Consider the following 26,153-nt stretch of genomic DNA (forward strand, 5'->3'; position numbering starts at 1 on the left):
TCGCTCAGCCCTCCTTGCCTGCGGTCGCGGTGACCTGCGTCGGAGCGGACAGCGTCGAGTGCGAGGACCCCAGACCGCCACCCCCGCTGCGCAGGCTGGAGAAGTCGTACCCGGACTCGGCGTGCTCGCCCTCGTCCACGCCGGCGGCCTCGCTGTCGTCGTCGACCCGCAGACCCATGATCGCCTTCACGATGAGGGCGATGATCGCCGTGACGATGCCCGAGTAGGCGATGACGGCGACCGCGGCGATGGCCTGGATGCCGAGCTGGGCCCATCCGCCGCCGTAGAAGACGCCCGAGGCCGCGGCCGGGGCGCCGTCCCACGCGAAGAAGCCGATGAGCAGCGTGCCGACGAGACCACCGACGAGGTGGACGCCCACGACGTCGAACGAGTCGTCGAAGCCGAGCTTGTACTTCAGGCCGACGCCGTAGGCGCAGGCGATGCCGGCGATGAAACCGATGGCCATGGCGCCGAGCGGCGTCACCGCGGCACACGCCGGAGTGATGGCGACCAGGCCGGCGACGATGCCCGAGGCGGCACCCAGCGAGGTGGCCTTGCCGTCACGGATCTGCTCGATGATCAGCCAGCCGCAGATCGCGGTGCAGGTGGCCACCACGGTGTTGAGGAAGGCGTACGTGGCGGCGAAGTTCGCGACGGCGGCGGAGCCGGCGTTGAAGCCGAACCAGCCGAACCACAGCAGGCCGGCGCCGAGCATGACCATCGTCAGGTTGTGCGGGCGCATGGCCTCACGCGGCCAGCCACGGCGCTTGCCCAGGACGATGCAGAGCACGAGGGCAGCGGTACCGGCGTTGATGTGCACCGCGGTCCCACCGGCGAAGTCGACCGCACCGATGCCGTTGGCGATCCAGCCGGCGTCGAGGTCGAACACCCAGTGGGCGATCGGGAAGTAGACGAGCGTCGCCCACAGCAGGGAGAACACCATCCACGAGTTGAACTTCATGCGGTCCGCGGCGGCACCGGCGATGAGGCCCACCGTGAGGATCGCGAACATGGCCTGGAAGGCCACGAAGGCGACGTCCGGCAGCCCGTCGGTCTGCACCGTCTCGGACAGCAGGCTCGAGAGCATGAAGTACTGGCCCGGGTTGCCGAGCAGCCCGCCGCCCACGTCGTCACCGAACGCGAGCGAGTAGCCGACGATGACCCACAGCACGCCGACGGTGGCGCACGTGCTGAAGACCATCATCATCATGTTGAGGACGCTCTTCGAGCGCGCCTGGCCGCCGTAGAACAGCGCCAGGCCTGGCGTCATGAGCAGGACCAGCGCGGTGCTGGTCAACATCCAGGCGATCGTACCGCTGTCGAGTTCCACGGCCAGCAGCATCCTTTCGTCGCGGGGGCGGCTTCGCTGAGCGAGGATGCGCAGGGCGTGTTTCGGGAGGCGTCGCGGTTCGTTTCGTGGCAGTTAACAGCCCGCTCGGCCGTGTCACCATCATGTTTCGCAGGCGGGCATTTCCGCCCAGGCCCGTCCGGGGTGAGACGCCGGTCATGACGCTGCGCGATCACGACCCCTGACAGGGGTGCGCGGGGCGTCCCGATCGGAGCACACGCTCTCACGCTCCTCCCACGACGTCGCTGCCGGCGAGCACGAGGCAGAAGGGGTTGCCGTCGGGGTCGAGGAACACCCGGAACGTCGTCCCCGGCTGCGTCTCCGGCTTCGTCGCCCCGGCCTCGAGCACGGCTGCCTCGCCGATGTCGAGGTCGCCGACCTCGAGGTCGAGGTGGAAGTGCAGCGCGCCCTCCTCGGGCCACGCCGGGGCACGCTTCTGCGGCGCGCGCTGGAACGCCAGGGTGGCCGCACCACCGGCGTCGAGCTCGACCCAGTCGTCCTCGGAGTCCTCGGCCACCGGGAGGCCGGTGAGCGCCGAGTAGAAGCGCGCGAGCGCGAACGGATCAGGGGTGTCGATGGCGGTCAGCTGCAGGCGGGCGATGGCGGTCATGGGCGCAGGCTAGGGGCGCGCCCCGACGGCGTCCGCGCGGTCAGCGGAGCAGCGCGTCCACGAACGCCTCGGGCTCGAACGGCGCGAGGTCGTCGGGACCCTCGCCGAGGCCCACGAGCTTCACCGGCACGCCCAGCTCGCGCTGCACCTGGAAGACGATGCCGCCCTTCGCCGTGCCGTCGAGCTTGGTGAGCACGACGCCGGTGACGTCGACGACCTCGCGGAACACGCGCGCCTGGGTCAGGCCGTTCTGGCCGGTGGTGGCGTCGAGGACGAGGAGGACCTCGTCGACCTCGGCCTGGCGCTCGACGACGCGCTTGACCTTGCCGAGCTCGTCCATGAGGCCGGTCTTGGTGTGCAGGCGCCCGGCGGTGTCGAGCAGGACGGCGTCGACGCCGGATTCCGTGCCGCGCTTGACGGCGTCGAACGCGACGCTCGCGGGGTCGGCGCCCTCCTTGCCGCGCACGGTCTCCGCGCCGGCGCGCTCGCCCCACGTCGCGAGCTGCTCCGCGGCGGCGGCGCGGAAGGTGTCGGCCGCGCCGAGGAGCACGACGAAGCCGTCCGCCACGAGGACGCGGGCGAGCTTGCCGGTGGTCGTGGTCTTGCCGGTGCCGTTGACGCCGGCGACGAGCACCACCGCGGGCCGCCCGTCGTGGGCCAGCGCGTGCACGGAGCGCTCCATGTCGGGCCCGAGCTGCTCCACGAGCACCTCGCGCAGCAGCTCGCGGGCCTGCTCGGGCGTGCGGACGCCGCGGGAGGCGATGCGCTCGCGCAGCTTGCCGACGATCTCCTGCGTGGTCGACGAGCCGAGGTCCGCCAGCAGCAGCGTGTCCTCGACCTCCTCCCACGAGTCCTCGTCGAGGTCCCCGGCGCCGAGCAGACCCAGCAGACCCTGCCCGAGCGTCGACCGCGACCGGCCCAGCCGGCCCCGCAGGCGCTCCAGCCGCCCCTCGGACGGCGCGATCTCCTCGGTCGGCGCCGCCGGCGCGACGGTGTCGCCCGTGGGGGGCGGGATGACCTCGGTGGTGTCCTCGGTGGTGGTGGTCGCGGTCGTGGGCGTGCTCGGGGCCGTGGGCGTGCTGGGGGCTGTGGGCGTGCTGGGGGCCGTGGGCGTGCTGGGGGCCGTGGGCGGCGCGGGCGGGGCCTCGGCGGCCTCAGGCGGGGCCGTGGCCTGGGGTCCGGCGAGCTCGGGCTCGTCGAGGACGCCGGGGCCGGTGGTGGCGGTCCCGGTGGTCGTGTCGGTGTCGGTGTCGGTGTCGAGGTCCGGGGGCGCCGTCGTGCCCGTCGTGCCCGTGGTGGCCGTGGTGGCCGTGGTGGGGGTGGTGGGCGCGGGCGGGGCCTCGGCGGCCTCGGGCGGCGCCGTGGCCTGGGGGCCGGCGACCTCGGGCTCGGCCGGTGCCTCGGTGCCGGTCGTGCCGGTGCCGGGGGCGCGCTCGGTGGTGGTGCCGGCGGTCGGCGCGGCCGGCGTCGTCGGCGCGGTCGGCGCGGGCGGGGCCTCGGCGGCCTCGGGTGGCGCCGTGGCCTGGGGGCCGGTGAGCTCGGGCTCCTCGAGCACGCCCGGGCCGGTCGCGGCGGTGTCGGGGGTGGTGTCGGTGTCCGGGGTGGCCGTGGCCGCCGAGCCCGCGGGTGCCGACACCGGCGGCGCCTCGGCCGCGCCGGGCGGGGCGGTGCCCTGGGGGCCACCGGCCTCGGGGCGTCCGGCGGGCTCGGCCGGTTCTGCGGGTTGCGCGGGCTCCTCGGGCGGTAGAGCGCTCGGCCCGCGCCGGGGTGGTGTGAGCGTCGACCCGCCCGTGCCCGCGCTGAAGCTGAAGCCGCCGCCGGCCTTGTAGGTGCCCTTCGTCGGCTTCGGCGGCTCCTCCGGCTCGGGCTCGGCGAGCGAGACCTGCCGACGTCGGCGCAGGTAGAGGCCGATGCCCAGGATGATGAGCAGGAGGACGACCACCGCGATGACCACGATCGTGGCGATCAGCCCCGGCGACAGCCCCGCGGCCGGAGCCACGACGGCGAGCGCCGCGGGGTCCGCGGCGGTCAGGTCGAGCGGGGAGGTCAGCGACGAGCTCCGGAACGACACCCCGCCAGTCTCCCAGTCGCGCGGGCTGGTGGCGCGCGGCCGGGGTCGTCGACGGCCGGGTGCCGCCCAGGTTCCCGGTCGCCCGCCGTGATCGCTCCGGCTGCTCCGGGGACCCTGCGTGACGAGGTCGTGGGAGCACCCGGAGCGATCACGAGCACCCGTCGGTCGATGTGGAGCGAGCGTCGTCCGGGTCCTTGTCCGGGTCACGGGCGACACCACGCGCCACGCGTGGCCTCGCGGGGAGCGTCAGGTACTCGTGATCACCCGGGACGGGGCCCTCAGGCGACGAGCAGGACCAGCGCCGTCACGAGCAGGGTCAGCGCGGCGAGGACGGCCACGCCACCGACCAGCAACAGCGCCGCGCACAGCGAGAACCCCGCCGTGCGCTGGCGCGACGGGCCCAGGGAGCCGGCGAGGCGCGGGAGGGCGGGCGCGCGGTAGAAGACCTCGACGGTGTGGCCGGCGGCCACGGGGACGGCGTCGGCGACGTGACCCCAGGCGCGGCGGCCGGCGCGCCCGTGCTCGACCTCGATCTCGACGAGGTGCCGCCCGGCGGGCAGGTCGATCGGCGTGCGCCCCCACGCGAAGCGCCAGGGCAGCCCGTCGACGCTCACGGCGACCCGCCGCGCGCCGAGGTGCGGGGTCAGGCGGCTGTAGGAGCTGTCGATCACCAGGCGGCCCGACGCGACCTCGGGTGCGCGCTCCGGCTCGGGCGCCCGGACGACCGTGCGCAGCGGCACCAGCGGGCCCGACGGCGCGCCGGTCTCACGGCGGGCATGGCGACCGGTGGTCCCGCCCGGCGGGGTCGGTGGGGCGGGCCGCACGACACCGGGTGCGGGCGTCGCAGCGGTGGTCGGGGCGGCGCCGGGGGCTGCGTGCTCCGGACCGGATCGCACCGCCGTCATGTCCGCTCCCCCCCGGGTCCTCGCGCGCCCTCACCAGCACGGTAGAGGCGCCGACCGCACGCCGGGAGGCCACGACAGCGTCGTCCTCACCGCTCGAACGATGACCCCGACGATACTCACAGCAACGTAGCAGCACGCTGCGTGATCACGTTGGGGTGGTCTGCGCGAACGGTCCCGGTGCGTCGCTTCCCCGCAGGCGCTGGGAGATGACGGCGGTGATGCCGTCGCCGCGCATGCTCACGCCGTAGAGGGCGTCCGCGATCTCCATCGTGGGCTTCTGGTGGGTGATGATGACGAGCTGGGAGCTGCGGCGGAGCTCGGCGAGCAGGCCGATGAGGCGGCGCAGGTTGGCGTCGTCGAGCGCCGCCTCGACCTCGTCCATGACGTAGAACGGCGAGGGCCGCGCGCGGAAGATCGCGACGAGCATGGCGACGGCCGTCAGGGACTTCTCCCCGCCCGAGAGCAGCGAGAGCCGCTTGACCTTCTTGCCGGGCGGGCGGGCCTCGACCTCGACGCCGGTGGCCAGCAGGTCGTCGGGGTCGGTGAGCACCAGCCGCCCGTCGCCACCCGGGAAGAGCACCGGGAACACGGCCTCGAACTCGCGGGCGACGTCGGCGAAGGCGGACGCGAAGACCTCGAGGATCGTCGCGTCGACCTGCGAGACCACCTCGAGGAGGTCCTTGCGGCTGTTCTTGACGTCCTCGAGCTGCGTGGACAGGAAGCGGTAGCGCTCCTCGAGCGCCGCGTACTCCTCGAGGGCGAGCGGATTGACCTTGCCGAGCGTGCCCAGCTCCTTCTCCGCGCGGGTGGCCCGACGCTGCTGGGTGGCCCGGTCGAACGGCTCGGGCGGGGGCATGACGACCTGCTCGCCGCGCTCGCGGGCCGCCTCGACCTCGGCGACCTCGCCGGCCGGCGGCGGGATCGGGACGTCCGGCCCGTACTCGGCGACGAGGTCGTCGAGCCCGATGCCGAAGCGCTCGCCGATCCCCGCCTCCATCTGCTGCAGCCGCGTGCGCTGCTCGGCGCGCACGACCTCGTCGCGGTGGACGGTGTCGGTGAGCCGCTCGAGGCTGGCCTGCAGCTCGCGCTGGCGCTCGCGGGCGGTGTCCAGCTCCCCGGCACGCGCGGTCCGCACGGCGGCCGCGGCGTCGCGGGCCTGCGCGGCGGCCGCGAGCGAGGTCTCCAGGCGCGCGAGGGCCTCCTGCCCGTGGCGGACGGCCTCCTCGGTGACCGCCGCGGCCCGCGCCCGTGCCCGCGCGCGCTCCTCCGCCCGGGCCCGCGCCTCGCGCTCGCCCTCGGCGCGGCGGCGCAGCCCCTCGGCACGGCCGGCCACGGCGCGCAGGCGCTCCTCGGCGGTGCGCAGGGCCAGGCGCGCGTCGACCTCGGCCGCACGGGACGCGGTCAGCGCCGCGGAGGCCTCGTCGCGCGCCGCCGCGTACTGGTCGGTCTCGTCGCCCGCAGCGTCGTCGGCGGCCTCGTCCTGGGCCATCGCGAGCCGCTCGGTGAGCTCGTCGAGCTCGTCGCGGCGCTCGTCGCGCGTGCGCTCGACGGCCGCGCGCCGCTCGGTGAGCCGCTGGGCCTCGGCCTCCGCGGCGCGCACGGTCTCGCTGAGCCGCCCGTGGCGGCGAGCGGCCTCGGCGCGGGCGGCGTCGTCGGCGGCCCGGCGGGCGTCGGCGGCCCGGCGCGCCTCGGCGTCGGCGCGGCGGCGGTCGTCGCGGACCTGCCGGGCCACCCCGACCTCGGCGCGCGCCCCGGACTCGGCCTCCCGCGCGGTCTCGAGCGCGGCGTGGGCCTCGCGGACGTGGCGCTCGGCCGCGGCGAGCCGGTCGCCCGCCTCGTCGGCGGCGGCCTGCATCTCGAGCAGGCTCTGGTTGCCCGACGGGCCGCCGGCCGCCCAGTCGGCGCCCAGGAGGTCGCCGCCGCGGGTGACGGCGCGCAGGTGTGGATGGTCGCGCACCACGGCCCGGGCGGCCTCGCGGTCCTCCACGACCACGACCCCGGCCAGGACGCGGGCGACGGCGCCGGCGAGCTCGTCGGGGGCGACCACGAGGTCGGCGGCCCAGCGGGTGCCCGCGGGCGGCGGGCCGGGCGACGCCGGCGGCGGATCCCCACCGCCGACCAGCAGCCCCGCGCGGCCACCCTCGCTGTCGTGCAGGCGGTCGAGCGCGTCCGCGGCCGCCTCCGGCCCGCGGACCGCGACCGCGTCGGCGGCCGGCCCGAGCGCGGCGGTCACCGCGTCCTCGTCGCCCGCCCCGACCCGCAGCAGGGCGGCGACCGACCCGAGCACCCCGGACGACGCGTCGGCGGCGGCGAGCAGCGCGCCGGCGCCGTCGCGGCGGGTCAGGCCCAGGGCGAGCGCGTCGGTGCGCGCCTTCCAGTGGGCACGGTCGCGCTCGGCGTCGCGGTGGGCCGCGCTCGCGGCGTCGACCGCGGCCCGGGCGGCCTCGTGGCGCTCGACCGCGGCGTCGAGGGCGGCCTCCGGGTCCGGGGCGTCGGGCGCGGCGTCGTCCGGGCTCTGCTCGACCTGCCCGGCCTGCTCGACCGACGGCTCGGCCACCGGCTCCGGGCCGGCCTCCTCCTCCACGGCGGCGAGCTCCTCGCGCGCGGTGGCCGCCCGCTCGTGGGCCTCGGTGAGCGACGACGCGAGCTGCTCCAGCTCCTCGGTGGACGACGCCAGCCGCCCGCGCAGCGTCTCGACCTGGCCCGCGAGCCGCGCCACGCCCTCGCGGCGGTCGGCCGCGGCACGCGTCGCCGCGGCCAGGCGACGTTCGGCGGTGGTCAGCGCGTCCTCGGCGCGCTCGCGCCCCTCGGCGTGCCCATCGAGCACGGCCCGCGCCTCGGCGACCTCGGCCTCCAGCGCCGCCTCGTGCTCGGCGGCCTCGCCGGCGCGGCGCTCGAGCTCGTCGGGGTCGGGCCCCGACGGCGCGTCCTCGACGCCGGCGACGTGCCGATGGCGCTCGGCGGCCAGCGCCACGGTGCCGCGCAGGCGCTCCTGCAGCGCCGAGAGCCGGTACCAGCCCTCCTGGGCGCGGGTGTGCGCCGGCGTCGCGGCCTCGACCGCGGCCTCCAGCGCCGCCACCTGCTCGCCGGCCTCGGCGAGCGCCCGCTCGGTCTCGTCGCGACGGCGGCGGGCGGCGTCCTCATCGGCCTGGTCGCGCTCGATGGTGGTCCGCAGCGTCACCAGGTCGTCGGCGGCGAGGCGCAGCCGGGCGTCGCGCAGGTCGGCCTGGATGGTCTGGGCGCGCCGGGCGATCTCGGCCTGGCGCCCGAGTGGCTTGAGCTGGCGGCGCAGCTCGGTGGTGAGGTCGGACAGGCGGGTGAGGTTCGCCTGCATCGCCTCGAGCTTGCGCAGCGCCTTCTCCTTGCGCTTGCGGTGCTTGAGGACGCCCGCGGCCTCCTCGATGAACGCCCGCCGCTCCTCGGGACGCGACTGCAGGATGGTGTCGAGCTGCCCCTGGCCGACGAGGACGTGCAGCTCGCGACCGATGCCGGAGTCCGACAGCAGCTCCTGGACGTCGAGCAGGCGACAGCTGCTGCCGTTGATCTCGTACTCGCCCGCCCCGGACCGGAAGACCCGCCGGGTGATCGAGACCTCGGAGTACTCGATCGGCAGCGCGCCGTCGGCGTTGTCGATGGTCAGCGTGACCTCGGCCCGGCCGAGCGGGGCGCGCCCCGACGTGCCGGCGAAGATGACGTCCTCCATCTTCCCGCCGCGCAGCGCCTTGGCCCCCTGCTCGCCGAGCACCCAGCTGATGGCGTCGACGACGTTGGACTTGCCCGACCCGTTGGGCCCGACGACGCACGTGATGCCCGGCTCGAAGCGCAGGGTGGTGGTGGACGCGAAGGACTTGAAGCCCTTCAGCGTGAGGCTCTTGAGGTGCACGGCCCGGTCCTCCTCCCCGCCCCGGGTGCGCCAGACGCTACGCGAGCCCCCCGACACGGTGACGGGCGCGGTGAAACGTCGTCCGGATCGGTCGAGCCGGTGTGCCGCGTCGCACGGACGGGCCGGACCGCCCGGTTTCGGGCCCGCGACAGCGCGTCAACCCGTCGGTATGGCTACCGCAACGCACTACCTCGAGGTCAACGCCCCGGCCGCCCAGTGCTACCAGTGGTGGCGGCCGCTGACCCATCTGCCGCAGATCATGGACGACGTGAAGTCGGTGGAGCCGAAGGACGGTTCGGCGGACGTCACGCACTGGGTCGTGGACGGTCCGCTGGGCAAGGCCATCGAGTGGGACGCCAAGATCATCGATGAGGAGACCGACCGCAAGATCGCGTGGAAGTCGCTCGAGCAGAGCAACAACCACGTCGAGACCGGCGGCGCGGTCCGGTTCGACCCGCACGGTGACACCACCGGCGTCGAGGTCAGCCTGCACGTGAACACCCCGGGCGGTGCCGCGGGCGACGCCGTCGCCAAGCTCTTCGCCGACCCGCAGAAGAAGGTCGAGAAGGCGCTCGAGGAGTTCAAGCAGCTCATGGAGCGCTCCTCCCAGAACGTCTGAGCAGCACCCAGCACGGTCCCGGGCCCCGTTCCGCTCCCGCGGAACGGGGCCCGACGCGTGTCCGGGCCGCTAGGCTGGGGGCGTGACCGAGCCGGGATACACCGAGGACGGCGTGCCCACGTTCGAGCACGTCCGCGAGACCATCGAGCGCCGCTCCGCCACCGCGGCGGGCTACGAGGAGCTCGTCGCCGAGAGCCCCGCGGGTCGCGAGCGCGCCGAGCGCGAGGCCGACCACGACGCCGCCGCCCGCGACAAGCTCGAGGAGATCCGCCGCTCGCTGCGCGGCGACGGCTAGGTCACGGCGGCCGGGACGTCACCCCGCGCCCACTCGCATGGCCGCCGACGTGCGGTCGTGCACGCCGAGGGTCGTGTAGACGTTCTCGAGGTGCTTGCCGACGGTGCGGCAACTGATGCCGAGCTCGTGGGCGATCGCGCGGTCCGTGGCGCCGCGCGCCACCATCGCCAGGATCCGGCGCTCGCGCGGCGTCAACCGTACGGGCGCGCCGCCCCCGGCGACCCGCCAGAGGGCGTCGGCGAGGTGGGGGCGCACGAGGCGCAGCAGCGCGAGGTCCCGGTCGTCGAACGGCGCTGCACGGTCCAGCACGACCCGGGCGCGCGCCCCGGCCCGCTCGAGGTCGACCGCGACCCGGTGCCCGCCGGCCGGGCGTGCCCCCGGCCACGCCAGCGTCGCGCCGTCGAAGCCGGTGGCCCGGACGCCGGCGCACGGCACGAGGTCGGCGAGGCGCGGCCACAGGTGCGCGGCGAGGTCGCCCGGGGTCCGCACCGCGGCGGCCCCGGCGGCGAGGGCCAGCGCGGCGGTCAGGACCGGTTCCGGGGTCATCGGGCACGCTCACAGCGGAGGCGGGCCACCGAGTGTGGACCGCCGCCCCGCGTGCCCGGCATCGCCGTCACCCGTCTGGCCTACGGAGTCCTCCGTATCGCTCACGGACGCGGGCTGCTGCTTCATGGGACGCACCGCCGTCCGTGTCCGCAGGAGTCCCAGGAGGTCCCCATGACCCGCCGCATGCTCGACTGTCGCGAGGTCCCCAGCGACAGCGGCTGCTCACTGACCCTCACCGGCACCGAGGACGAGGTCCTCGACGCCGGCGCCGCGCACGCCGTCGCGGTCCACGGGCACACCGACGGCCCCGAGCTCCGCGAGGCCCTGCGCGCCCACCTGCGCACCGCGCCCGTCGCCGCGGGCACGGGGTCGTTCGTGCAGGTCCTCGAGTTCCGGACCACCGAGCCGGAGCGCTTCGACGAGCTCGTCGCGGGGTGGGTCGAGGCGATCGGGGGCGAGCGGACCGCGCAGTGGTACGTGCTCGGTGCCGACCGCGAGTCCCCGGGCACCTACGTCGAGGTGGTCGGCTTCCCCGACCACGAGGCGGCGATGCGCAACTCCGACCACCCCGCGACCGTCCAGTTCGCGGCCAAGCTCGGCGACCTCTGCGAAGGACCGCCGACCTTCCGCGACCTCGACGTCGTCAGCGCGATGACGCCCTGACCGGCGCACTCACGGGTGCCGGCGCCGCGGCCGCGGCTGGCAGTGCGGGCACCAGTACGACGACCGGTTCATGAACGGCGCGCGCCGCACGGGCGTGCCGCAGCGCGGGCAGGGCCGGTCCTCCTGCCCGTAGACCGCGAGGGTGCGGTCGAAGTAGCCGGACTCGCCGTGGACGTCGACGTAGAGCGCGTCGAACGACGTGCCGCCCGCGGCCAGTGCCTCCCCCATCACCTCGGTCGCCGCGGCGAGCACCCGCCGGCCCTCGGGGCGCGACAGGGTCGCCGTCGGCCGCTCGTAGTGCAGCTTCGCGCGCCACAGCGCCTCGTCGGCATAGATGTTGCCGATGCCCGAGACGAGGGTCTGGTCGAGCAGCGCCCGCTTGAGACCGGTCCGGCGCCGGCGCAGCCCCGCGACCGCGGCCTCGCCGTCGAACGCGGGGTCGAGCGGGTCGCGGCCGATGTGGGCCACCGGCACGGGCAGCGCCTCCGGACCGGCGACGTCGACGACGGTCAGCCCGCCGAAGGTGCGCTGGTCGACGAAGCGCAGCTCCGGACCGTCGTCGACGAAGCGCAGCCGGATGCGCAGGTGCTTCTCGTCGGGGCGCTCGGCGGGCTGGACCAGCAGCTGGCCACTCATCCCGAGGTGCGCGAGCAGCGCCGCCTCGGGGGCGTCCTCGCCGAGCTCGACCCACAGGTACTTGCCCCGACGGCGGACGTCACGCAGGACCTGGCCGGTCAGGCGCTCGACGAGCTCGGGGCCGCCGCCGGGCTGGCGGCGCACCGAGCGCGGGTGGAAGACCTCGACCTCGCGGACCCGGCGGCCCAGCACGTGGTCGGCGAGCCCTCGCCGGACGACCTCGACCTCGGGGAGCTCAGGCACGGGTCGCCGACGACCCGTCGTCCCCTTCCAGGAACTGGTAGGCCGAGCGGGCGGCCTTCTGCTCGGCTTCCTTCTTGGTGCGCCCGACCCCGGTGCCGCGTTCCTCGCCGGCGACGACGACCGTCGCCGTGAACTCCTTGAGGTGGTCGGGGCCCTGCTCGGCCATCCGGTACTCGGGGACGCCGAGGTCGCGGGCGGCGGTGAGCTCCTGCAGGCTCGTCTTCCAGTCGAGCCCGGCGCCCAGCAGCGGGGCGGTGCGCAGCAGCTCGCCGAAGAGGCGCTCGACCAGCAGGCGCGAGGTCTCGATGCCGTGCTGGAGGTGGACCGCGCCGAGCACGGCCTCGACCGCGTCGCCGAGGATGCTCGGCTTGTCGCGGCCGCCGGTGAGCTCCTCGCCGCGGCCGAGGTACAGGCGGTCGCCGAGGCCGAGCTCGCGGGCGACCCCGGCGAGCGCGTGCATGTTGACCACGCTCGCGCGCAGCTTCGCCAGCTGCCCCTCGGGCAGGTCGGGGTGCTCGCGGTAGAGCCGTTCGGTCACGACGACGCCGAGCACGGCGTCACCGAGGAACTCGAGACGCTCGTTGGTCGGCAGCCCGCCGTGCTCGTAGGCGTACGAGCGGTGGGTCAGGGCGAGCTCGACCAGCTGCGGGTCGAGCTCGACCTGCAGGACCTCGGTGAGCGTCGGCTCCTGGGGAGGCTCCACCGCCTCCGCACTCGTGGCCGTCACGGCGACGTCGGGTGCGGCCTCAGGCCGGGGTGACGGCGCGGCGACCGGCGTACTGGCCGCAGTGGGGGCACGCGACGTGCGGCGGCTTCGGCTTCGCGCAGGCCTTGTTCTGGCACGCCTCCAGCTGCGGCACCGACGCCTTCCACTGCGAGCGGCGGGCGTGGGTGTTCGCGCGGGACATCCGGCGCTTGGGGACGGCCACGGTCTTGTCTCTCCCTAGTTCTCGGTGCGGCCGGTGCCGCCGTACTTCTCCTGCAGCGCGGCCCAGCGAGGATCGATTCTCTCACGGGCCTCTCCGGCCGGGACGAAGGCCCATGCCTCGGGGTCCGGGGTCGCCACGCCGGGGCAGTCCTCGCGGCACAGCGGGGTCACCGGCAGCTCCAGCAGGACCGCGTCGCGCACGGCCGGCTCGAGGTCGATCCGCTCGTCGACGATGCGGCTGACCTCGTCCTCGTCGGCCGTGTCGTCGGTGACCGAGTCGGGGTAGGCGTAGAGCTCGGTGAGCTCCACGTCGACGTGGTCGGTGAACGGCTCGAGGCAGCGCGAGCACTCGCCGCTCACGTCGGCCTCGACCGTGCCCGACGCCAGCACGCCCTCCATCACCGACTCGAGGCGCAGGTCGAGGTGGATCGGCGCGCCCACGGGCACACCGACCATCTCCAGGCCGAAGCCCTCGGGGGCGGGCACGTCGCGGCGCAACGTCTTCATCTGGCCGGGGCGGCGCAGCAGCTCGCGCGCGACGTCGACCACCCAGGGGCTGGTCGCGTCGACGGACGACTCGGGGCTCTTCTTCTCGCTCGTCATCTCACTGCTCGTGACGGTGGTGCTCGGCGGGCACGTGATCACGGCCCGACGAGCCAGTCTACGCGAGCACGATCAGGCGCCCAGGCGCTCGGTCCAGCGCCGCCAGCCCTCGCGCGGCGCCTCGTCGCGCGGCTCCGGCTCCTCGTCCCGCCGTGGCGGACCCGCGGCGGCCGGACCGACCGGCGCGCTCATCCGCAGCTGGTGGCGGTGGCGCCCGACGGTGTCGAGGACCGACTCGAGCGTCTCGGAGAAGTCGGCGAGGGTGCCGTCGACGTAGTGATCGCACTCCGCGCGGCGGCGGTCGGCCTCGTCGGTGGCCGCGTCGACGATCCGCTCCGCCTCCGCCTGGGCCGCGCGCGTCACCTCGTGGGCCTCGACGAGCCGCGCCTGCTCGGCGCGCCCGTCGGCCACCGAGCGCTCGTAGTCCTGTCGGCCGGCCTCGACCATGCGCTCGGCCTCGGCCTCGGCGCGCTCGGTCAGCTCGGCGTACTCGCGGCGCCCGCGGCCGACCGTGCGCTCCGCCTCGTGCTCGGCTTCGGCGATCATCTGCTGGGCCTGCTCGCGCGCCTCGGCCAGCAGGCGGTCGGCCTCCTCGCGCGCCTCGCGGCGCGCGGTCTCGGCCTCCTCGGTCGCGTCGGCGATCAGCTTGTCGCGGTGGTCCAGGACGTCCTGGGCGTCGTCGAGCTCGCCCGGGATCGCCTCGCGGACGTCGTCGAGGAGCTCCAGCACGTCGCCGCGCGGGACGACGCAGTTGCTGGTCATGGGGAGCCCGCGCGCCTCTTCGCAGAGGGTCACGAGCTCGTCGAGAGCCTCGAACACGCGGTACACGGCGGACAGTGTGGCCCCGGCGATCACCGGGACCGGGGATTGCGCACCTGCGTCGGCGTGTCGGGCGGGGCTCGATCCGGGTGCGGCCTCAGCCGATCCGCTCGCACAGGCGGCGGTGCACCTCGGGGTGCAGGAAGGCGCTGACGTCGCCGCCGCCGCGCGCGACCTCCTTGACCAGCGAGCTCGAGACGTACGACCACCGCGGGTCGGTGATGAGGAACGTGGAGTCGACGCCGGTCTGGTGGCGGTTCATCTGGGCCATCGGCTCCTCGAACCCGAAGTCGACGGACGAGCGCAGCCCCTTGACCAGGGTCGCGGCGCCGATCGCGCGGCAGTAGTCGACGACGAGGCCCTCGAACGCGTCGGTGCGGACGTTGGGGACGCCCTCCAGCGCCGTGGCGAGCAGCTCGCGGCGCTCGTCGACGGTGAACAGGCCCTGCTTGGAGGGGTTCACCGCGACGGCGACGACCACCTCGTCGAACAGCGCCGCCGCGCGGGTGACGACGTCGACGTGCCCGAGCGTGACGGGGTCGAACGAGCCGGGGCACACCGCGATCGCCATGGCGCCTGATCATTCCAGAGCGCGACGATGACCGACGTGGACGCCGACCTCCTGCGCGCCGACCTGGCCGCGCTCTACCCGCAGTTCGGGCTGCGGGTGGCCCACGCCGGGACCGTGCTCCTCGGGCCGACCGACGAGGAGCTGCTCGAGCTCGCCGACATCGTCGCCGAGCCCGGCGGGGTGGTGGAGCCGGGGCGCGAGGGCGAGCTCCTGGGGTGGACGCCCGAGAGCGGCGAGGGGGCCGCCCGGCGCTTCCTCGAGTGGGCGTGGCGGCTACGGGAGGCGCCGTCGCCCGCGCGCTGGCGGGTGCCGCTGGCCGTCCTCGACGGCGGCCGCGCGCTCGGGCTGGCGGTGCTGGCGCACGAGCTCGACGATCCGGCGGGGACGGTCCGCACGTCGTCGTGGCTGGCGCGCGCCGAGCAGGGGCGCGGGCTGGGGCGCCGGGTGCGGCTGATGCTCCTGGAGCTGGCGTTCGCGCACCTCGGGGCCACGCGGGCCGTCACCGGCGCGGCCGAGGGCAACGCCGCCTCGCGGGCCGTGACGGCGCGGCTCGGCTACCGCGAGACGCACCGCGCCACGGGTGGCGACGGTGTCGTCGAGGTCCACGCCGCGATCACCCCGGCGACCTGGCGGCGGCGACGCCTGCCCGACGTCGACGTCGAGGGCGTGGACGCCTTCCTGGCGGCCGTCACGTCGTGAAGGCGGTGACCGTCAGCTCGCCGGGCCCGCCGGTGGCCGACCGGAAGACGATCGCGCCGTCGGGGTTCGCGACGCGCTGCTGGGCGTCGTCGGGCGGGAGCCCGGACGCGGCGCGCCACGATCCGGCGTCGGCGAGGCGGACCGCGAGGACCACGCGGGTGTCGATGCCGCTCTGGGTCTCCAGCCGTGTCACCACCGCGTCCGCCGGCAGCGGGGCGAGCGCGGCGAAGCGCAGGGCCCGGTCGACCTGGGCGGGAGTGGGCGGAGCGTCGCGGGGCTGTGGCGGCGCGGTGGTGCAGGCGCCCAGGGCGACCAGCAGCGCCGTCAGGAGCACGGGCACGAGGTTCGACCGCACGTCGTCGATCGTGGCAGGTGCTCCGTGGCGAGGAGCCGCCGCGCGCAGCAGGCCCTGACCGTCGGCGCGTGGGGCGGGTCCGGCTGGGCCGACCGGCGCCGTTTCCGCACCTCACGGGGACGGCGACCCTGTGGGGTACCCCACAAGGAGGCACAGCATGGCTGACGGTTCCCCGCGGCGCGCCCGACGGACGACCCCCTCGACGGGCGACGGAGCCCGCCGCCCGGAGTCCGAGGAGGGCGCCGAGCGGCGGCAGGACGAGCGGCAGGACGAGCGCCGTGCGGAGCGTCGGGCGTCCGGGTCGACGAGCCCGCGCCCGGAGGGCGGCGGCCGCCCCGACGTCTACCTCGACGTCCCGAAGCTGCAGGTCGACCACATCGGGCTCGAGGTCGAGGACCTGCGCGCGAAGGTGTCGCTGCAGGCCGAGGTCCTCGACCTGCTCAAGCTCAACGTCGGCGTCGACGCCCAGCTCGGCAGGGTCGCACTCGAGATCGACGGCGTGCAGGCCGAGGCGACGCTCAAGGTCCGCCTGGACGAGGTCGCCCGGATCATCGACCGGGTCCTGACCACGATCGACCGCAACCCGCAGATCCTCGAGACGGTGGTGCGCAGCGCCGCGAGCGCGGTGCAGGACGTCGGCTCGGGCCTCGGCGAGGCGACGGGCGAGGTCGGGCGCGCGGCCGGCAGCGCGGTCGGCGAGCTCGGACAGCAGGCCGGCGGGGCCGTCGGCGAGCTCGGGCAGCAGGCCGGCGGGGCCGTGGGTCAGCTCGGCAGCGCGGCCGGGGACGCCGTCGGTGAGGTCGGTCAGCAGGCCGGCAACGCGGTCGGCCAGGTCGGGGACACGGCGGGCGACGTCGTCGGCGAGGTCGGTCAGGTCGGTCAGCAGGCCGGAAGTGCCGTGGGTGGTGCGGCCGGCGACGTCGGGGAGGCCGCGGGCAGCGCGACCCAGGGGGCCGGGGAGGTGGTCGGCTCGACGAGCGGCTCGACGAGCGACTCGGCGGGGGGCTCGGCGGCGGGCTCGGCGACCGGGACGGCAGGCGACGCCGCCGGCGCGGTCGACGACGCGGCCGGGACCGCCGTGTCCGACTCCGACTCCGACTCCGGCTCCGGCTCCGGCTCCGGCTCCGGCGAGGAGGACGCGGTCACCGGCGCGGGCCGCACCGTCGACGAGGCGGCCGGGTCGGCCGGGTCGGCCGACGACCCCGCCACGGAGAGCACCTCCGACACGGCGTCCGACAGCGACACCGGCGAGGAGGGCGCCACCCGGACCTCGAAGCGGTCCTCGAGCGGCGGGCGCTCCCGTCGCGCGACGTCGACGACGCGGCCCCGACCCGCCCGCCGGGCCAGCGGATGAGCGACGACCGCCCGCCGGACCTCGAGTTCCGGGCCACGGTGCGGGCGCGCCGGCTGCGCTTCCACGAGGAGCCGCAGGTCCGGGTCGACCTGACCGGCGACCAGGACGACGCCTCGTCCTCGGGGAGCCGGCGTCGCGACCTCCCCGACCGCGTCCAGGCCCACACGACCTACCGGGACGTGCGCATCGACGAGGCGATCCTGTCCTGGGTCGACGCGCCAGACGACCCGACCTGACCGCTCCCGGGCGGCCGGCACCGCGCCCGCCGGCCGCCCGGGACGTCGATCAGCCCGCCGACCCCGACGAGCTGCGACGACGGCGGGTCGTCGGCTGCTCCTGGTCCCCGGCCTCCGTCGACTGCCGGGGACGCCGCGGCGAGCGCGGACGGGCCGGCTCGTCGGTGCCCGACTCCGACGGCCGCCGGCGCCGCGCTCCCCCGCTGCGGCCCGGCTGCGCGTCGGGCGTCTCCTCGGGGCGCTTGGAGCGGCGGGGCTGGGTCGACGACTGCGACGACCGGGTCGACCCGGACGAACCCGCGGACTCGGACGACCGCGAGGACCCGGACGCCTCCTCGGGCCGGCGGGGGCGACGCAGGTGGAGCCGCTCGGCGAGGCCGTGGCGGCCGTCGCCGTCCTGCCCCTCGTCGGTGCCGTCTCCGTCGGAGCTCCCGGCGCGGGCGCCGGACTGGTCCGCGGCCTCGTCGACGTCGACGCCCTGGTCGCGGGAGGCTCCGGCGGCCGGCGCCTGGTCCTCCTCGTCGGCGTCCTCAGCCTCGGCGTCCTCCTCCGCGTCGTCCTCGGCGTCCTCGGCGTCGGCGTCCTCGGCGTCGGCGTCCTCGGCGTCGGCGTCCTCGGCGTCGGCGTCCTCGGCGTCGGCGTCCTCGGCGTCGGCGTCCTCGGCCTCGGCGTCGTCCTCCGCCTCGAGGTCCTCGGTCTCGTCCTCGAGGTCCTCGGTCTCGTCCTCGGTCTCGTCCTCGAGGTCCTCGGTCTCGTCTGCCTGGTCCTCGACCTCGTCGTCCGCCTCGTCCTCAGCCTCGTCGTCGGCTTCGTCGTCGGCTTCGTCGTCGAGATCGCTCTCGGCCTCGGCGTCCGCGTCCGCGTCGTCGGCCTCGTCGTCCGCCTCGTCGTCGAGGTCCTCGGCCTCGGCGTCCTCGGCGTCCTCGGCCTCGAGATCCTCGGCCTCGAGATCCTCGGCCTCGAGATCCTCGGACTCGTCGTCGCCCTCGTCCTCGTCAGCCGCCTCGGCGTCCTCCGCCTCGTCGTCCGCCCGGTCGTCGGCCTCGGCCTCGGCGTCCTCGACCTCGTCGTCGCCCTCGTCCCCGGCGTCCTCCGCCTCGAGGTCGTCGTCCTCCGCGTCCTCGGCGTCGAGATCCTCGGCCTGGTCCTCGTCGGCCTGGTCCTCGTCGGCCTGGTCCTCGTCCTCGACGTCGGCGCTGTCCTCGACGTCGCCGTCCTCGCCGGTGTCCTCGTCGCGGGCCTCGCCCGTCTCCTCACCCCCGAGCCCGTCGGACCGCACGCCGACGCCGTCCTGCTCGCCGGTGCCGTCCTGGCTCTGTCCGGTGACGCGCTGCTGGCCGTCCTCCTCGGTCGTGATGTCGATCCGCACCCGCCGTCCGCCGATGACGACGGAGCCGTGGAGGTCGATCGATTCGATGCCGAGCGCTTCGGTCATGGGTGGGTCCTTCCCGATGATCGGACGTCGCCGTCCGAGGGAGCGGGCAGGGCCGTGGTGGTCGACCCGCCGCGTGGGAGCCCGGCATTCCCGGCGCACGGACGGGTGACGCCGTGCGGGCGGCCGTCGCGACGAAGTGGCTCCGAGCGGCGCAGCCGGTGCGCCCCGCCACTGCGCGGCGCTGCGCCGCCGTCGCGCGGCCGTCCGTCCGGACGGCGCGACCGACCGCTCCCTCTGTTGCGGCGTGTCGCGTCGGCGAGCAGGTGGCGATCCTGACGTTCAACGCCAGCGTGGACGCCACGCTGGCACACCCCGTGTGCCACTCGGGCTCGGTGCGGGGGCCGGGTCAGGTCGGGGCGGTGGCGAGGTGGAGGGTCGTCTCGCCGTAGGTGCGGGGCACCTCGGGGTCGAGGCCCTCGGGCCAGGTGGGCGCGGGCGAGCGGGTGTCCCGCTCGACGACCACGAGCCCGCCCCCGCGCACCCAGCGCGGCAGGAGGGCGAGGACCGCATCGACGGGGTCGGCGTAGGGCGGGTCGACGAAGACGAGGTCGACCGGGCCCGGCGTCCGCTTGAGGTACGCGAGCACCGACGACCGCCGCACCAGCGCGCCCCGCACCCCGGCCACCCCGACGTTGCTCTGGATCACCGCGCAGGCCCGCGGGTCCCGCTCGACGAGCAGCGCGGTGGACGCCCCGCGCGAGAGCGCCTCGATGCCCAGCGCGCCGGAGCCGGCGAAGAGGTCGAGGACCTCCGCGTCCTCCAGCGCGTCGCGCGCCTCGAGCGCGGAGAACAGGGCCTCGCGGACCCGGTCCGCGGTCGGGCGGGTGCCGGTCGGCGGCACGGCGATCTGACGACCGCCGGCCACGCCGCCGATGATGCGCGTCATCTACGCCAGCACCACGACCAGGTCGCCGCCCTCCACCTGCTGGACCGACGCGATCGCCAGGCGCTCCACCGTGCCGGCCCTCGGCGCGGTGATCGACGCCTCCATCTTCATCGCCTCGATCGTCGCGACGGTGTCGCCGGCCTCGACCCGGTCGCCCTCGCCCACCTGCAACGTCACCACGCCCGCGAACGGCGCCGGCACGTGGCCCGGGTCGCTGCGGTCGGCCTTCTCGGCGGCCTTGACGTCGGTGTGGACGGCGCGGTCACGGACCTGCAGCGGCCGCAGCTGCCCGTTGAGCGACATCAGCACCGTGCGCATCCCGCGCTCGTCGGGCTCCGAGATCGCCTGCAGCTCGATGAGCAGCTGCACGCCCGTGTCGATGTCGACGGCGTACTCGCGCTCGGACTCCAGCCCGTAGAAGAACTCCTGGCTGCGCAGCACCGAGGTGTCGCCGTAGGAGTGACGATGCTCGCGGAAGTCCTTCGTCGGCCCCGGGAAGAGCAGCTCGTTGAGCGTCGCGGCGCGGTCGGCCTCGAGGCCCTTGCGGTCGTCGTCGCTCAGCTCCGCGAGCCCCGGGCGCTCGGTGCGGCCCTCGAGCGCCCGCGAGCGCAGCGGCTCGGGCCAGCCGCCGGGCGGGTCGCCGAGCTCACCGCGCAGGAAGCCGATCACCGAATCGGGGATGTCGTACTTCGACGGCTCCGCCTCGAACGCCGCCGGGTCGACGCCGGCGCCGACGAAGTGCAGCGCGAGGTCCCCGACGACCTTCGACGACGGCGTGACCTTCACCAGGTGCCCGAGCATCCGGTCGGCGGCCGCGTAGGCGTCCTCGACCTGCTCGAACCGGTCCCCCAGCCCCAGCGCCACGGCCTGCTGGCGCAGGTTCGACAGCTGCCCGCCGGGGATCTCGTGGGTGTAGACGCGCCCGGTCGGCGACGCCAGCCCCGCCTCGAACGGCGCGTAGACCCTGCGGACCAGCTCCCAGTACGGCTCGAGGGCGTTGACGGCGTCGAGCGAGAGCCCCGTCGGGCGGTCCGAGTGGTCGGTCGCGGCGACGAGCGCCGACAGCGACGGCTGCGACGTCGTCCCGGCCATCGACGCCACCGCGGCGTCCACCGCGTCCACGCCCGCGTCGATCGCCGCGGTCAGCGTCGCGAGCTGGCCGCCGGCGGTGTCGTGGGTGTGCAGGTGCACGGGCAGGTCGAAGCGCTCCCGCAGGGCCGTCACGAGCCTGCGCGCGGCGGGCGGGCGCAGCAGCCCCGCCATGTCCTTGATCGCCAGCACGTGCGCGCCCGCCTCGACGATCTGCTCGGCGAGGCGCAGGTAGTAGTCGAGCGTGTAGAGCTTCTCCGACGGGTCGTCCAGGTCGCTCGTGTAGCAGAGCGCGACCTCGGCGACCGCCCCGCCGGACGCGCGCACGGCGTCGATCGCCGGGCGCATCTGCGAGACGTCGTTGAGCGCGTCGAAGATCCGGAAGATGTCGATGCCGACGCGGGCGGCCTCGGCGACGAAGGCGTCGGTCACCTCGGTCGGGTAGGGCGTGTATCCGACGGTGTTGCGCCCGCGCAGCAGCATCTGCAGGCACAGGTTGGGGACGGCCTCGCGCAGGCGGGCGAGGCGCTCCCACGGGTCCTCGGCGAGGAAGCGCAGCGCGACGTCGTACGTCGCCCCGCCCCAGCACTCGAGCGAGAGCAGCTCCGGGGTGGTGCGCGCGACGTGCGGGGCGATGTCGATCAGGTCGCGGGTGCGCACGCGCGTCGCGAGCAGCGACTGGTGGGCGTCGCGGAACGTCGTGTCGGTGACCGGGACCGTCGACTGCTCGCGCAGCCACGACGCGAACCCCTCGGGGCCCAGCTCGGCCAGGCGGCGGCGCGACCCGTCCGGCGGCGCCGCCGACAGGTCGACCGCGGGCCGCTTCTCGCGCGGGTCGACGAGGCGCGGCGGCTCGCCGTAGGGCTTGTTGACGGTGACGTCGGCGAGGTAGGCCATCAGGCGCGTGCCGCGGTCGGCGGGGGCGCGCGCGGAGAGCAGCTCGGGGTGCTCGGCGATGAAGCTCGTCGTCACGCGGCCCTCGCGGAAGTCCGGCTCGTCGAGCAGGGCCATGAGGAACGGGATGTTGGTGGCGACGCCGCGCACGCGGAACTCGGCGAGCGCCCGGCGGGCCCGGCGCACCGCGGTGGTGAAGTCGCGCCCGCGGCACGTGACCTTGACCAGCAGCGAGTCGAAGTGCGCGCTGATCTCCGCGCCGGCGTAGGCCGTCCCGCCGTCGAGGCGCACGCCCGAGCCGGACGCCGAGCGGTAGGCCGAGATCATCCCGATGTCGGGGCGGAACTCGTTGGCCGGGTCCTCGGTGGTGATGCGGCACTGGACGGCGAACCCGTGCAGGGCGACCGAGTCCTGGGAGAGCTCGAGGTCGGCGAGCGTCTCCCCCGACGCGATGCGCATCTGGGCGGCCACGAGGTCGACGTCGGCGACCTCCTCGGTGACCGTGTGCTCCACCTGGATGCGCGGATTCATCTCGATGAAGTGGTGGTGGCCGTCGGCGTCGAGCAGGAACTCGACGGTGCCCGCGTTGACGTAGCCGATGGCCTCGGCGAACTTGACCGCGTCCGCGCAGATGCGCTCGCGCAGCTCGGACGAGAGGTGCGGCGCGGGCGCGATCTCGACGACCTTCTGGTGACGCCGCTGCACCGAGCAGTCGCGCTCGAAGAGGTGCATGACGTGCCCGGCGCCGTCGGCGAGGATCTGGACCTCGATGTGGCGCGGGTCGATGACCGCCTGCTCGAGGATCACGGTGGCGTCGCCGAAGGCGCCCGACGCCTCGTTCATCGCCGCCTGCAGGGCGTCGCGCAGCGCGCTCGGCTCCTTGACCAGCCGCATGCCGCGCCCGCCACCGCCCGCGACGGCCTTGACGAACACCGGGAAGGTCATCGACTCGGACGCCGCGAGCAGGGTGTCGAGGTCGTCGGACGGGTCGGACGAGTCGAGCACCGGGACGCCGGCCTCGCGGGCGGCGGCGACCGCGCGGTGCTTGTTGCCGGCCATCGCGAGCACCCGCGGCGGCGGACCGATGAACGTGATGCCCGCCTGCTGGCACGCCGTGGCGAGCCCCGGGTTCTCCGACAGGAACCCGTAGCCGGGGTAGACGGCGTCGGCGCCGGAGCGCTGCGCGGCCGCGATGATCTCCTCGATCGACAGGTACGCGCGGACCGGGTGGCCGACCTCGCCGATCTGGTAGGCCTCGTCGGCCTTGAGCCGGTGCTCGGAGTTGCGGTCCTCGTGGGGGAACACGGCCACGGTGGCCGCGCCGAGCTCGTAGGCCGCCCGGAAGGCCCGGATCGCGATCTCGCCACGGTTGGCGACGAGCACCTTGCGGAACATCTCTGCGACACACCCCTCCCACCGGCACCACCCGGCACCCGGGTCGGCGGAGGCTATCGCGACCGGGCGGTGTCATGAGGGCGACGTGTGTCATGGCGGTGCGGTATCAAGGAGGGTGAGAGCAGAGCCAGGAGGAGGACATCGTGGACCGACCCCGACGTTCCGCCGCCCCGTGGCTGTTCGGCCTCGCCGCGCTGCTCACGCTGCTCTCGCCCGTGGTCTTCCTCGCCGTGTGGGTCGCCGCGGGCGACATCGAGGGCGTGGGCGTCGCCCTCCTGGCCGCGGTGGTCGACCTCTTCCTCGCCGCCGTCGCGGCGATCACCGCCACCGTCCTCGCCGTGCGCCGCGGCGTCACCCGCGTGCGCACGGTGGTGCACGGCCACCCCCAGGGCCGCGCCGGGCGCATGGCCGAGCACGACGCCGCCCGCTGGCACCTCGCGCGCGACCGCTTCGCGAAGCTCCAGGCCGAGTACGCCGCGTTCGAGGCCGACCCGCGCGCCGTCGCCGCCCGCCCCGCGCTCGCCGACGTCACCGTCCCGGCCACCGCGCGCTTCGTGCAGGCGATGGGCGACGCCGAGTTCCTCGCCACCGAGACCGAGCCCGCCGGCCCCCGCCGCGCCGAGTTCGCCGCCGCGGTGGACCGCGCCGAGACGGCCTGGCAGGACGCCCAGCGCGTCGCCGAGGGCCTCGCGCAGTCCCGTCACGAGGCCCCGCCGGCGCGCGAGACCCGCGCGGTCGACCCCGCTCCCCCGCGCGTCGTGGGGGCCGGGGCGCCGCCCGGGTCGGAGTACACCCAGGCCGCCGACGCCGTGCGCCGCGCCGCCGTCCGCGGGGCCCGCGACCTGCGCGACCGCCTGCGCGCCTGAGGATCCGCAGCGAACGCGCTGTTCGCTGCTCCTAGGCGTCCGAAGTCCCCGTTGATCACCCCGCGCGCACGGCGTCCGCGAACGCCGCCGGCTGCTCGACGAGCGTGTAGTGCCCCGCCCCGGGCACGACGACCACCCGCCGGTCGGGGCGCAGCGCGCTGACGGTGGCGGCGCTGATGTCCGGGGCGCCGCCGGCGACGACGAGCACCGGCATCGCCAGCGGCCTGGGGTCGGCGCGCTGGGCCACGGCGTCCCGGTCGAGCGCCCGGTAGCGACCCATCGCGGCGTCCAGGCGCCCGGGCGGGGCGTGGGCGGCGACGGCGTCGTCGAGCGGGAAGGCCGGCGTGCCGGTGAAGGCGGCGAGGAAGGCGCGCAGCCGCGGGCGTTCGGCGGCCTCCACCACTCCGGGCGGCGCGTCGCCGAAGGTCCGCAGGTGCGCCGGGCCGAGCTCCGCCAGCCCGTACCCGGGGACGCCTCCGCCGGAGAGCACGAGCCGTGCCACCCGGTCGGGGCGGGCGCGGGCCCAGGCGACGGCGGCCATCGCGCCGAGGTCGTGCCCGACGACCGTGGCCGCCGGCAGGTCCAGGGCGCGCGCGAGGTCGGTGAGGTCGGCCGCGAGGTCCGCGGCGGCGTAGGCGTCGGTGCCCGGCGGGGCGAAGCCCGAGCAGCCGGCGCCGCGCAGGTCCGGGACGACGACGTGGTGGTCGGCGGCGAGATCGGTGGCGACGGCGCGCCAGGTCGCCGACGTCTCGGGGAAGCCGTGCAGGAGCACGACGGCCGGCGCATCCGGCGGCCCCGCGAGGGTCACGTGGAGGCGCGTGCCGGCCGCGTCGACGGACCGGGTCATCCCGCCAGCCACGATCGGAGCACAGGGCTCAGGACCGTTCGGCGCAGCACATGCGCCCAGTGGCACCACCAGCACCAGCAGTACAGCCGCCACGACACGTGCCACTCGCCCAGGGTGACCGGTCGGCGCACGAGAACGACCGATCGGCCGCGGCAGGGATGTTTGTCACGGTCCCCGTGGGGCATCCGACCCGTGCGCGGACCAGGTGGGTGGGAGCTGGGGAGCCTCCGGCCACCGTATGGTCCGGGCCCGTCGTTCTGGGCGACGGGCCCGGACTCCGCCTACCTCGCGGCCACGGCGGTGCTCAGAGGACCCGGCGCACCGTGTTCACGTCGTCCATGCGCCGCTCGACCTCCGAGATCTTGACGTCGGAGCCGGTGCGCGGCGCCTCGATCATCTTGCCGCCGCCGATGTAGATGCCGGCGTGGCTGACCGGTTCGTTGAAGAAGATCAGGTCGCCGGCCCGCATGTTGTCCACGCTGACCTCCTGGCCCTCGGTGGCCTGGGCGCGAGAGGTCCGCGGCAGCTCGACGCCGGCCTTCTCGTACGCGAACTGGATCAGCCCGGAGCAGTCGAACCCGTCCGGGGTCGTGCCGCCCCAGACGTAGGGCACGCCCAGCTGGGCGCGCGCCGCCGAGATCGCCTGCTGCGCGGCGGACGAGCCCGCCGACGAGGACGACTCCTCGCGGCTCTCCGACGACTGCGAGCTGCGCGCCGACTGCCGCTCGCCCTGCTGCGAGCTGCTCGCCGCGGCCCGCGTCTGCGGCGAGTCGTGCTTGATCGACGGGGCGGCGGCCGCCGCCGGGCTGATCACCGGCAGCACCGAGGAGGTCGCGGCGTCCGTGCTGGGCGACGCGGGCGCGGCCGGCGCGACGGCGAGGGCCGCCGAGGCCAGCTCCGGGGCGGCCGCGAACTCGCCGGTGGCCGGGGGCTCCTCGTCGCCCAGGAGACCGTGCGTGGCCATCCCGCCGGCGGTCGCGACGGCACCGAGGGCGGCCAGCGAGAGGCCGGCGGTGCGCGCGGCCCGCGAGACGGGGGAGGTCGCCGAGCCGTGGCGGCCCGTGGGACCGGCCGGACGGCCGTGACGGCCGTGGGCGGAGCGGGAGCGGCGGTCGGCGGGGACGATGCCCATCGAGCCGGTCGTCGCGTCCTCGGGAGCGCGGTGGCGTCCGGCGGGACGCGGCGCGGCACCCTCGGCGATCTCGGGCAGCACAGCCGTCATGCGCGATCTCCTCGCCCGCCGGGCGGCGCTCGCCGGACTCGCGGCCGCGGGGACGGCCGGGGTCCGCGGACGGCGGGCCGCTGGGGAGCTGCGGCTCGACGTCGGTCACCCGCCCCGTCCTGGGAGGTCGTGCGC

General features: G+C 75.7%; 25 protein-coding genes. 7 read left to right on the plus strand and 18 right to left on the minus strand.

Features of this window, described 5'->3' with window-relative positions; genetic code table 11:
- Positions 1 to 4: 4 nt before the first annotated feature.
- From PGB27_RS03325 to smc, 5 genes are all read right to left on the minus strand, one after another.
- A complete protein-coding gene (locus tag PGB27_RS03325; protein WP_274198898.1) occupies positions 5 to 1,300 on the minus strand; it encodes an ammonium transporter in 1,296 nt (431 codons plus the stop codon).
- Positions 1,301 to 1,571: 271 nt separating this feature from the next.
- Entirely contained in the window at positions 1,572 to 1,958 is a 387-nt protein-coding gene (locus tag PGB27_RS03330; RefSeq protein ID WP_274198899.1) for a VOC family protein, read from the minus strand.
- Between the two features lie 40 nt (positions 1,959 to 1,998).
- Positions 1,999 to 4,029: a signal recognition particle-docking protein FtsY gene (gene ftsY / locus PGB27_RS03335; protein ID WP_408629992.1), complete on the minus strand. Its 2,031-nt coding sequence runs from the start codon at positions 4,027 to 4,029 to the stop codon at positions 1,999 to 2,001.
- Positions 4,030 to 4,307: 278 nt separating this feature from the next.
- Positions 4,308 to 4,934, minus strand: a complete 627-nt coding sequence (locus tag PGB27_RS03340; protein ID WP_274198900.1) for a hypothetical protein — start codon at positions 4,932 to 4,934, stop codon at positions 4,308 to 4,310.
- A gap of 145 nt (positions 4,935 to 5,079) precedes the next feature.
- The gene (gene smc, locus PGB27_RS03345) at positions 5,080 to 8,817 is read right to left on the minus strand and encodes a chromosome segregation protein SMC (RefSeq protein ID WP_274198901.1); all 3,738 of its coding nucleotides are present in this window, start codon (positions 8,815 to 8,817) and stop codon (positions 5,080 to 5,082) included.
- Positions 8,818 to 8,986: 169 nt separating this feature from the next.
- On the opposite strand from smc, the gene PGB27_RS03350 reads away from it, so the two are divergent.
- On the plus strand, positions 8,987 to 9,436 hold the full coding sequence (locus tag PGB27_RS03350) for an SRPBCC family protein (protein WP_274198902.1): 450 nt from the start codon (positions 8,987 to 8,989) through the stop codon (positions 9,434 to 9,436).
- Between the two features lie 82 nt (positions 9,437 to 9,518).
- The gene (locus tag PGB27_RS03355; RefSeq protein WP_274198903.1) at positions 9,519 to 9,731 is read left to right on the plus strand and encodes a hypothetical protein; all 213 of its coding nucleotides are present in this window, start codon (positions 9,519 to 9,521) and stop codon (positions 9,729 to 9,731) included.
- 18 nt (positions 9,732 to 9,749) lie between these two features.
- Here the strand turns inward: PGB27_RS03355 and PGB27_RS03360 are convergent, their stop codons facing one another.
- Positions 9,750 to 10,277 carry a helix-turn-helix transcriptional regulator gene (locus tag PGB27_RS03360; RefSeq protein ID WP_274198904.1) on the minus strand — a complete coding sequence of 176 codons (528 nt, stop codon included), beginning with the start codon at positions 10,275 to 10,277 and terminating at the stop codon, positions 9,750 to 9,752.
- A 171-nt stretch (positions 10,278 to 10,448) separates the two neighbouring features.
- Between PGB27_RS03360 and PGB27_RS03365 the strand changes: the two genes are divergently transcribed.
- Entirely contained in the window at positions 10,449 to 10,940 is a 492-nt protein-coding gene (locus PGB27_RS03365) for a DUF1059 domain-containing protein (RefSeq protein WP_274198905.1), read from the plus strand.
- 9 nt (positions 10,941 to 10,949) lie between these two features.
- Here PGB27_RS03365 and mutM read toward each other — a convergent pair whose 3' ends face one another.
- From mutM to coaD, 6 genes are all read right to left on the minus strand, one after another.
- Complete coding sequence (gene mutM / locus PGB27_RS03370) at positions 10,950 to 11,819, minus strand: bifunctional DNA-formamidopyrimidine glycosylase/DNA-(apurinic or apyrimidinic site) lyase (protein ID WP_274198906.1); 870 nt, start codon at positions 11,817 to 11,819, stop codon at positions 10,950 to 10,952.
- Positions 11,812 to 12,522 (minus strand): ribonuclease III, encoded by a 711-nt coding sequence (rnc, locus tag PGB27_RS03375; RefSeq protein WP_274198907.1) that lies wholly within the window; start codon positions 12,520 to 12,522, stop codon positions 11,812 to 11,814. The genes mutM and rnc overlap by 8 nt, the downstream gene beginning before the upstream one ends.
- 43 nt (positions 12,523 to 12,565) lie before the next feature.
- Entirely contained in the window at positions 12,566 to 12,748 is a 183-nt protein-coding gene (gene rpmF, locus PGB27_RS03380) for a 50S ribosomal protein L32 (protein WP_274198908.1), read from the minus strand.
- A gap of 14 nt (positions 12,749 to 12,762) precedes the next feature.
- Complete coding sequence (locus PGB27_RS03385) at positions 12,763 to 13,350, minus strand: YceD family protein (protein WP_274198909.1); 588 nt, start codon at positions 13,348 to 13,350, stop codon at positions 12,763 to 12,765.
- Positions 13,351 to 13,422: 72 nt separating this feature from the next.
- Positions 13,423 to 14,178 carry a DivIVA domain-containing protein gene (locus PGB27_RS03390; protein ID WP_274198910.1) on the minus strand — a complete coding sequence of 252 codons (756 nt, stop codon included), beginning with the start codon at positions 14,176 to 14,178 and terminating at the stop codon, positions 13,423 to 13,425.
- A gap of 88 nt (positions 14,179 to 14,266) precedes the next feature.
- Positions 14,267 to 14,740 (minus strand): pantetheine-phosphate adenylyltransferase, encoded by a 474-nt coding sequence (gene coaD / locus PGB27_RS03395; RefSeq protein WP_274198911.1) that lies wholly within the window; start codon positions 14,738 to 14,740, stop codon positions 14,267 to 14,269.
- Between the two features lie 36 nt (positions 14,741 to 14,776).
- Here coaD and PGB27_RS03400 point away from each other — a divergent pair, with 36 nt between their 5' ends.
- Complete coding sequence (locus tag PGB27_RS03400; RefSeq protein WP_274198912.1) at positions 14,777 to 15,439, plus strand: GNAT family N-acetyltransferase; 663 nt, start codon at positions 14,777 to 14,779, stop codon at positions 15,437 to 15,439.
- Here the strand turns inward: PGB27_RS03400 and PGB27_RS03405 are convergent.
- A complete protein-coding gene (locus PGB27_RS03405; protein WP_274198913.1) occupies positions 15,429 to 15,794 on the minus strand; it encodes a hypothetical protein in 366 nt (121 codons plus the stop codon). The genes PGB27_RS03400 and PGB27_RS03405 overlap by 11 nt on opposite strands.
- Before the next feature lie 157 nt (positions 15,795 to 15,951).
- Between PGB27_RS03405 and PGB27_RS03410 the strand changes: the two genes are divergently transcribed.
- Together PGB27_RS03410 and PGB27_RS03415 are read left to right on the plus strand one after the other, a co-directional pair.
- Positions 15,952 to 17,148: a hypothetical protein gene (locus PGB27_RS03410; protein WP_274198914.1), complete on the plus strand. Its 1,197-nt coding sequence runs from the start codon at positions 15,952 to 15,954 to the stop codon at positions 17,146 to 17,148.
- On the plus strand, positions 17,145 to 17,384 hold the full coding sequence (locus tag PGB27_RS03415; protein WP_274198915.1) for a hypothetical protein: 240 nt from the start codon (positions 17,145 to 17,147) through the stop codon (positions 17,382 to 17,384). Before PGB27_RS03410 ends, PGB27_RS03415 begins: the two co-directional genes overlap by 4 nt.
- Before the next feature lie 49 nt (positions 17,385 to 17,433).
- Here the strand turns inward: PGB27_RS03415 and PGB27_RS03420 are convergent, their stop codons facing one another.
- The 3 genes from PGB27_RS03420 to PGB27_RS03430 form a co-directional block, all read right to left on the minus strand.
- Positions 17,434 to 18,819 (minus strand): hypothetical protein, encoded by a 1,386-nt coding sequence (locus tag PGB27_RS03420; protein ID WP_274198916.1) that lies wholly within the window; start codon positions 18,817 to 18,819, stop codon positions 17,434 to 17,436.
- 346 nt (positions 18,820 to 19,165) lie between these two features.
- The gene (gene rsmD, locus PGB27_RS03425; protein WP_274198917.1) at positions 19,166 to 19,705 is read right to left on the minus strand and encodes a 16S rRNA (guanine(966)-N(2))-methyltransferase RsmD; all 540 of its coding nucleotides are present in this window, start codon (positions 19,703 to 19,705) and stop codon (positions 19,166 to 19,168) included.
- Complete coding sequence (locus tag PGB27_RS03430) at positions 19,706 to 23,083, minus strand: pyruvate carboxylase (protein ID WP_274198918.1); 3,378 nt, start codon at positions 23,081 to 23,083, stop codon at positions 19,706 to 19,708. It lies immediately after the preceding gene.
- 143 nt (positions 23,084 to 23,226) lie between these two features.
- On the opposite strand from PGB27_RS03430, the gene PGB27_RS03435 reads away from it, so the two are divergent.
- Positions 23,227 to 23,949: a hypothetical protein gene (locus PGB27_RS03435; RefSeq protein WP_274198919.1), complete on the plus strand. Its 723-nt coding sequence runs from the start codon at positions 23,227 to 23,229 to the stop codon at positions 23,947 to 23,949.
- Between the two features lie 55 nt (positions 23,950 to 24,004).
- Here PGB27_RS03435 and PGB27_RS03440 read toward each other — a convergent pair whose 3' ends face one another.
- Both PGB27_RS03440 and PGB27_RS03445 read right to left on the minus strand, forming a co-directional pair.
- Entirely contained in the window at positions 24,005 to 24,796 is a 792-nt protein-coding gene (locus PGB27_RS03440; protein WP_274198920.1) for an alpha/beta fold hydrolase, read from the minus strand.
- Positions 24,797 to 25,100: 304 nt separating this feature from the next.
- Positions 25,101 to 26,018 carry a C40 family peptidase gene (locus tag PGB27_RS03445; RefSeq protein ID WP_274198921.1) on the minus strand — a complete coding sequence of 306 codons (918 nt, stop codon included), beginning with the start codon at positions 26,016 to 26,018 and terminating at the stop codon, positions 25,101 to 25,103.
- Positions 26,019 to 26,153: the final 135 nt, after the last annotated feature.

Source organism: Actinomycetospora lemnae (genome assembly GCF_028737315.1).
Taxonomy (GTDB): Bacteria; Actinomycetota; Actinomycetes; order Mycobacteriales; family Pseudonocardiaceae; genus Actinomycetospora; species Actinomycetospora lemnae.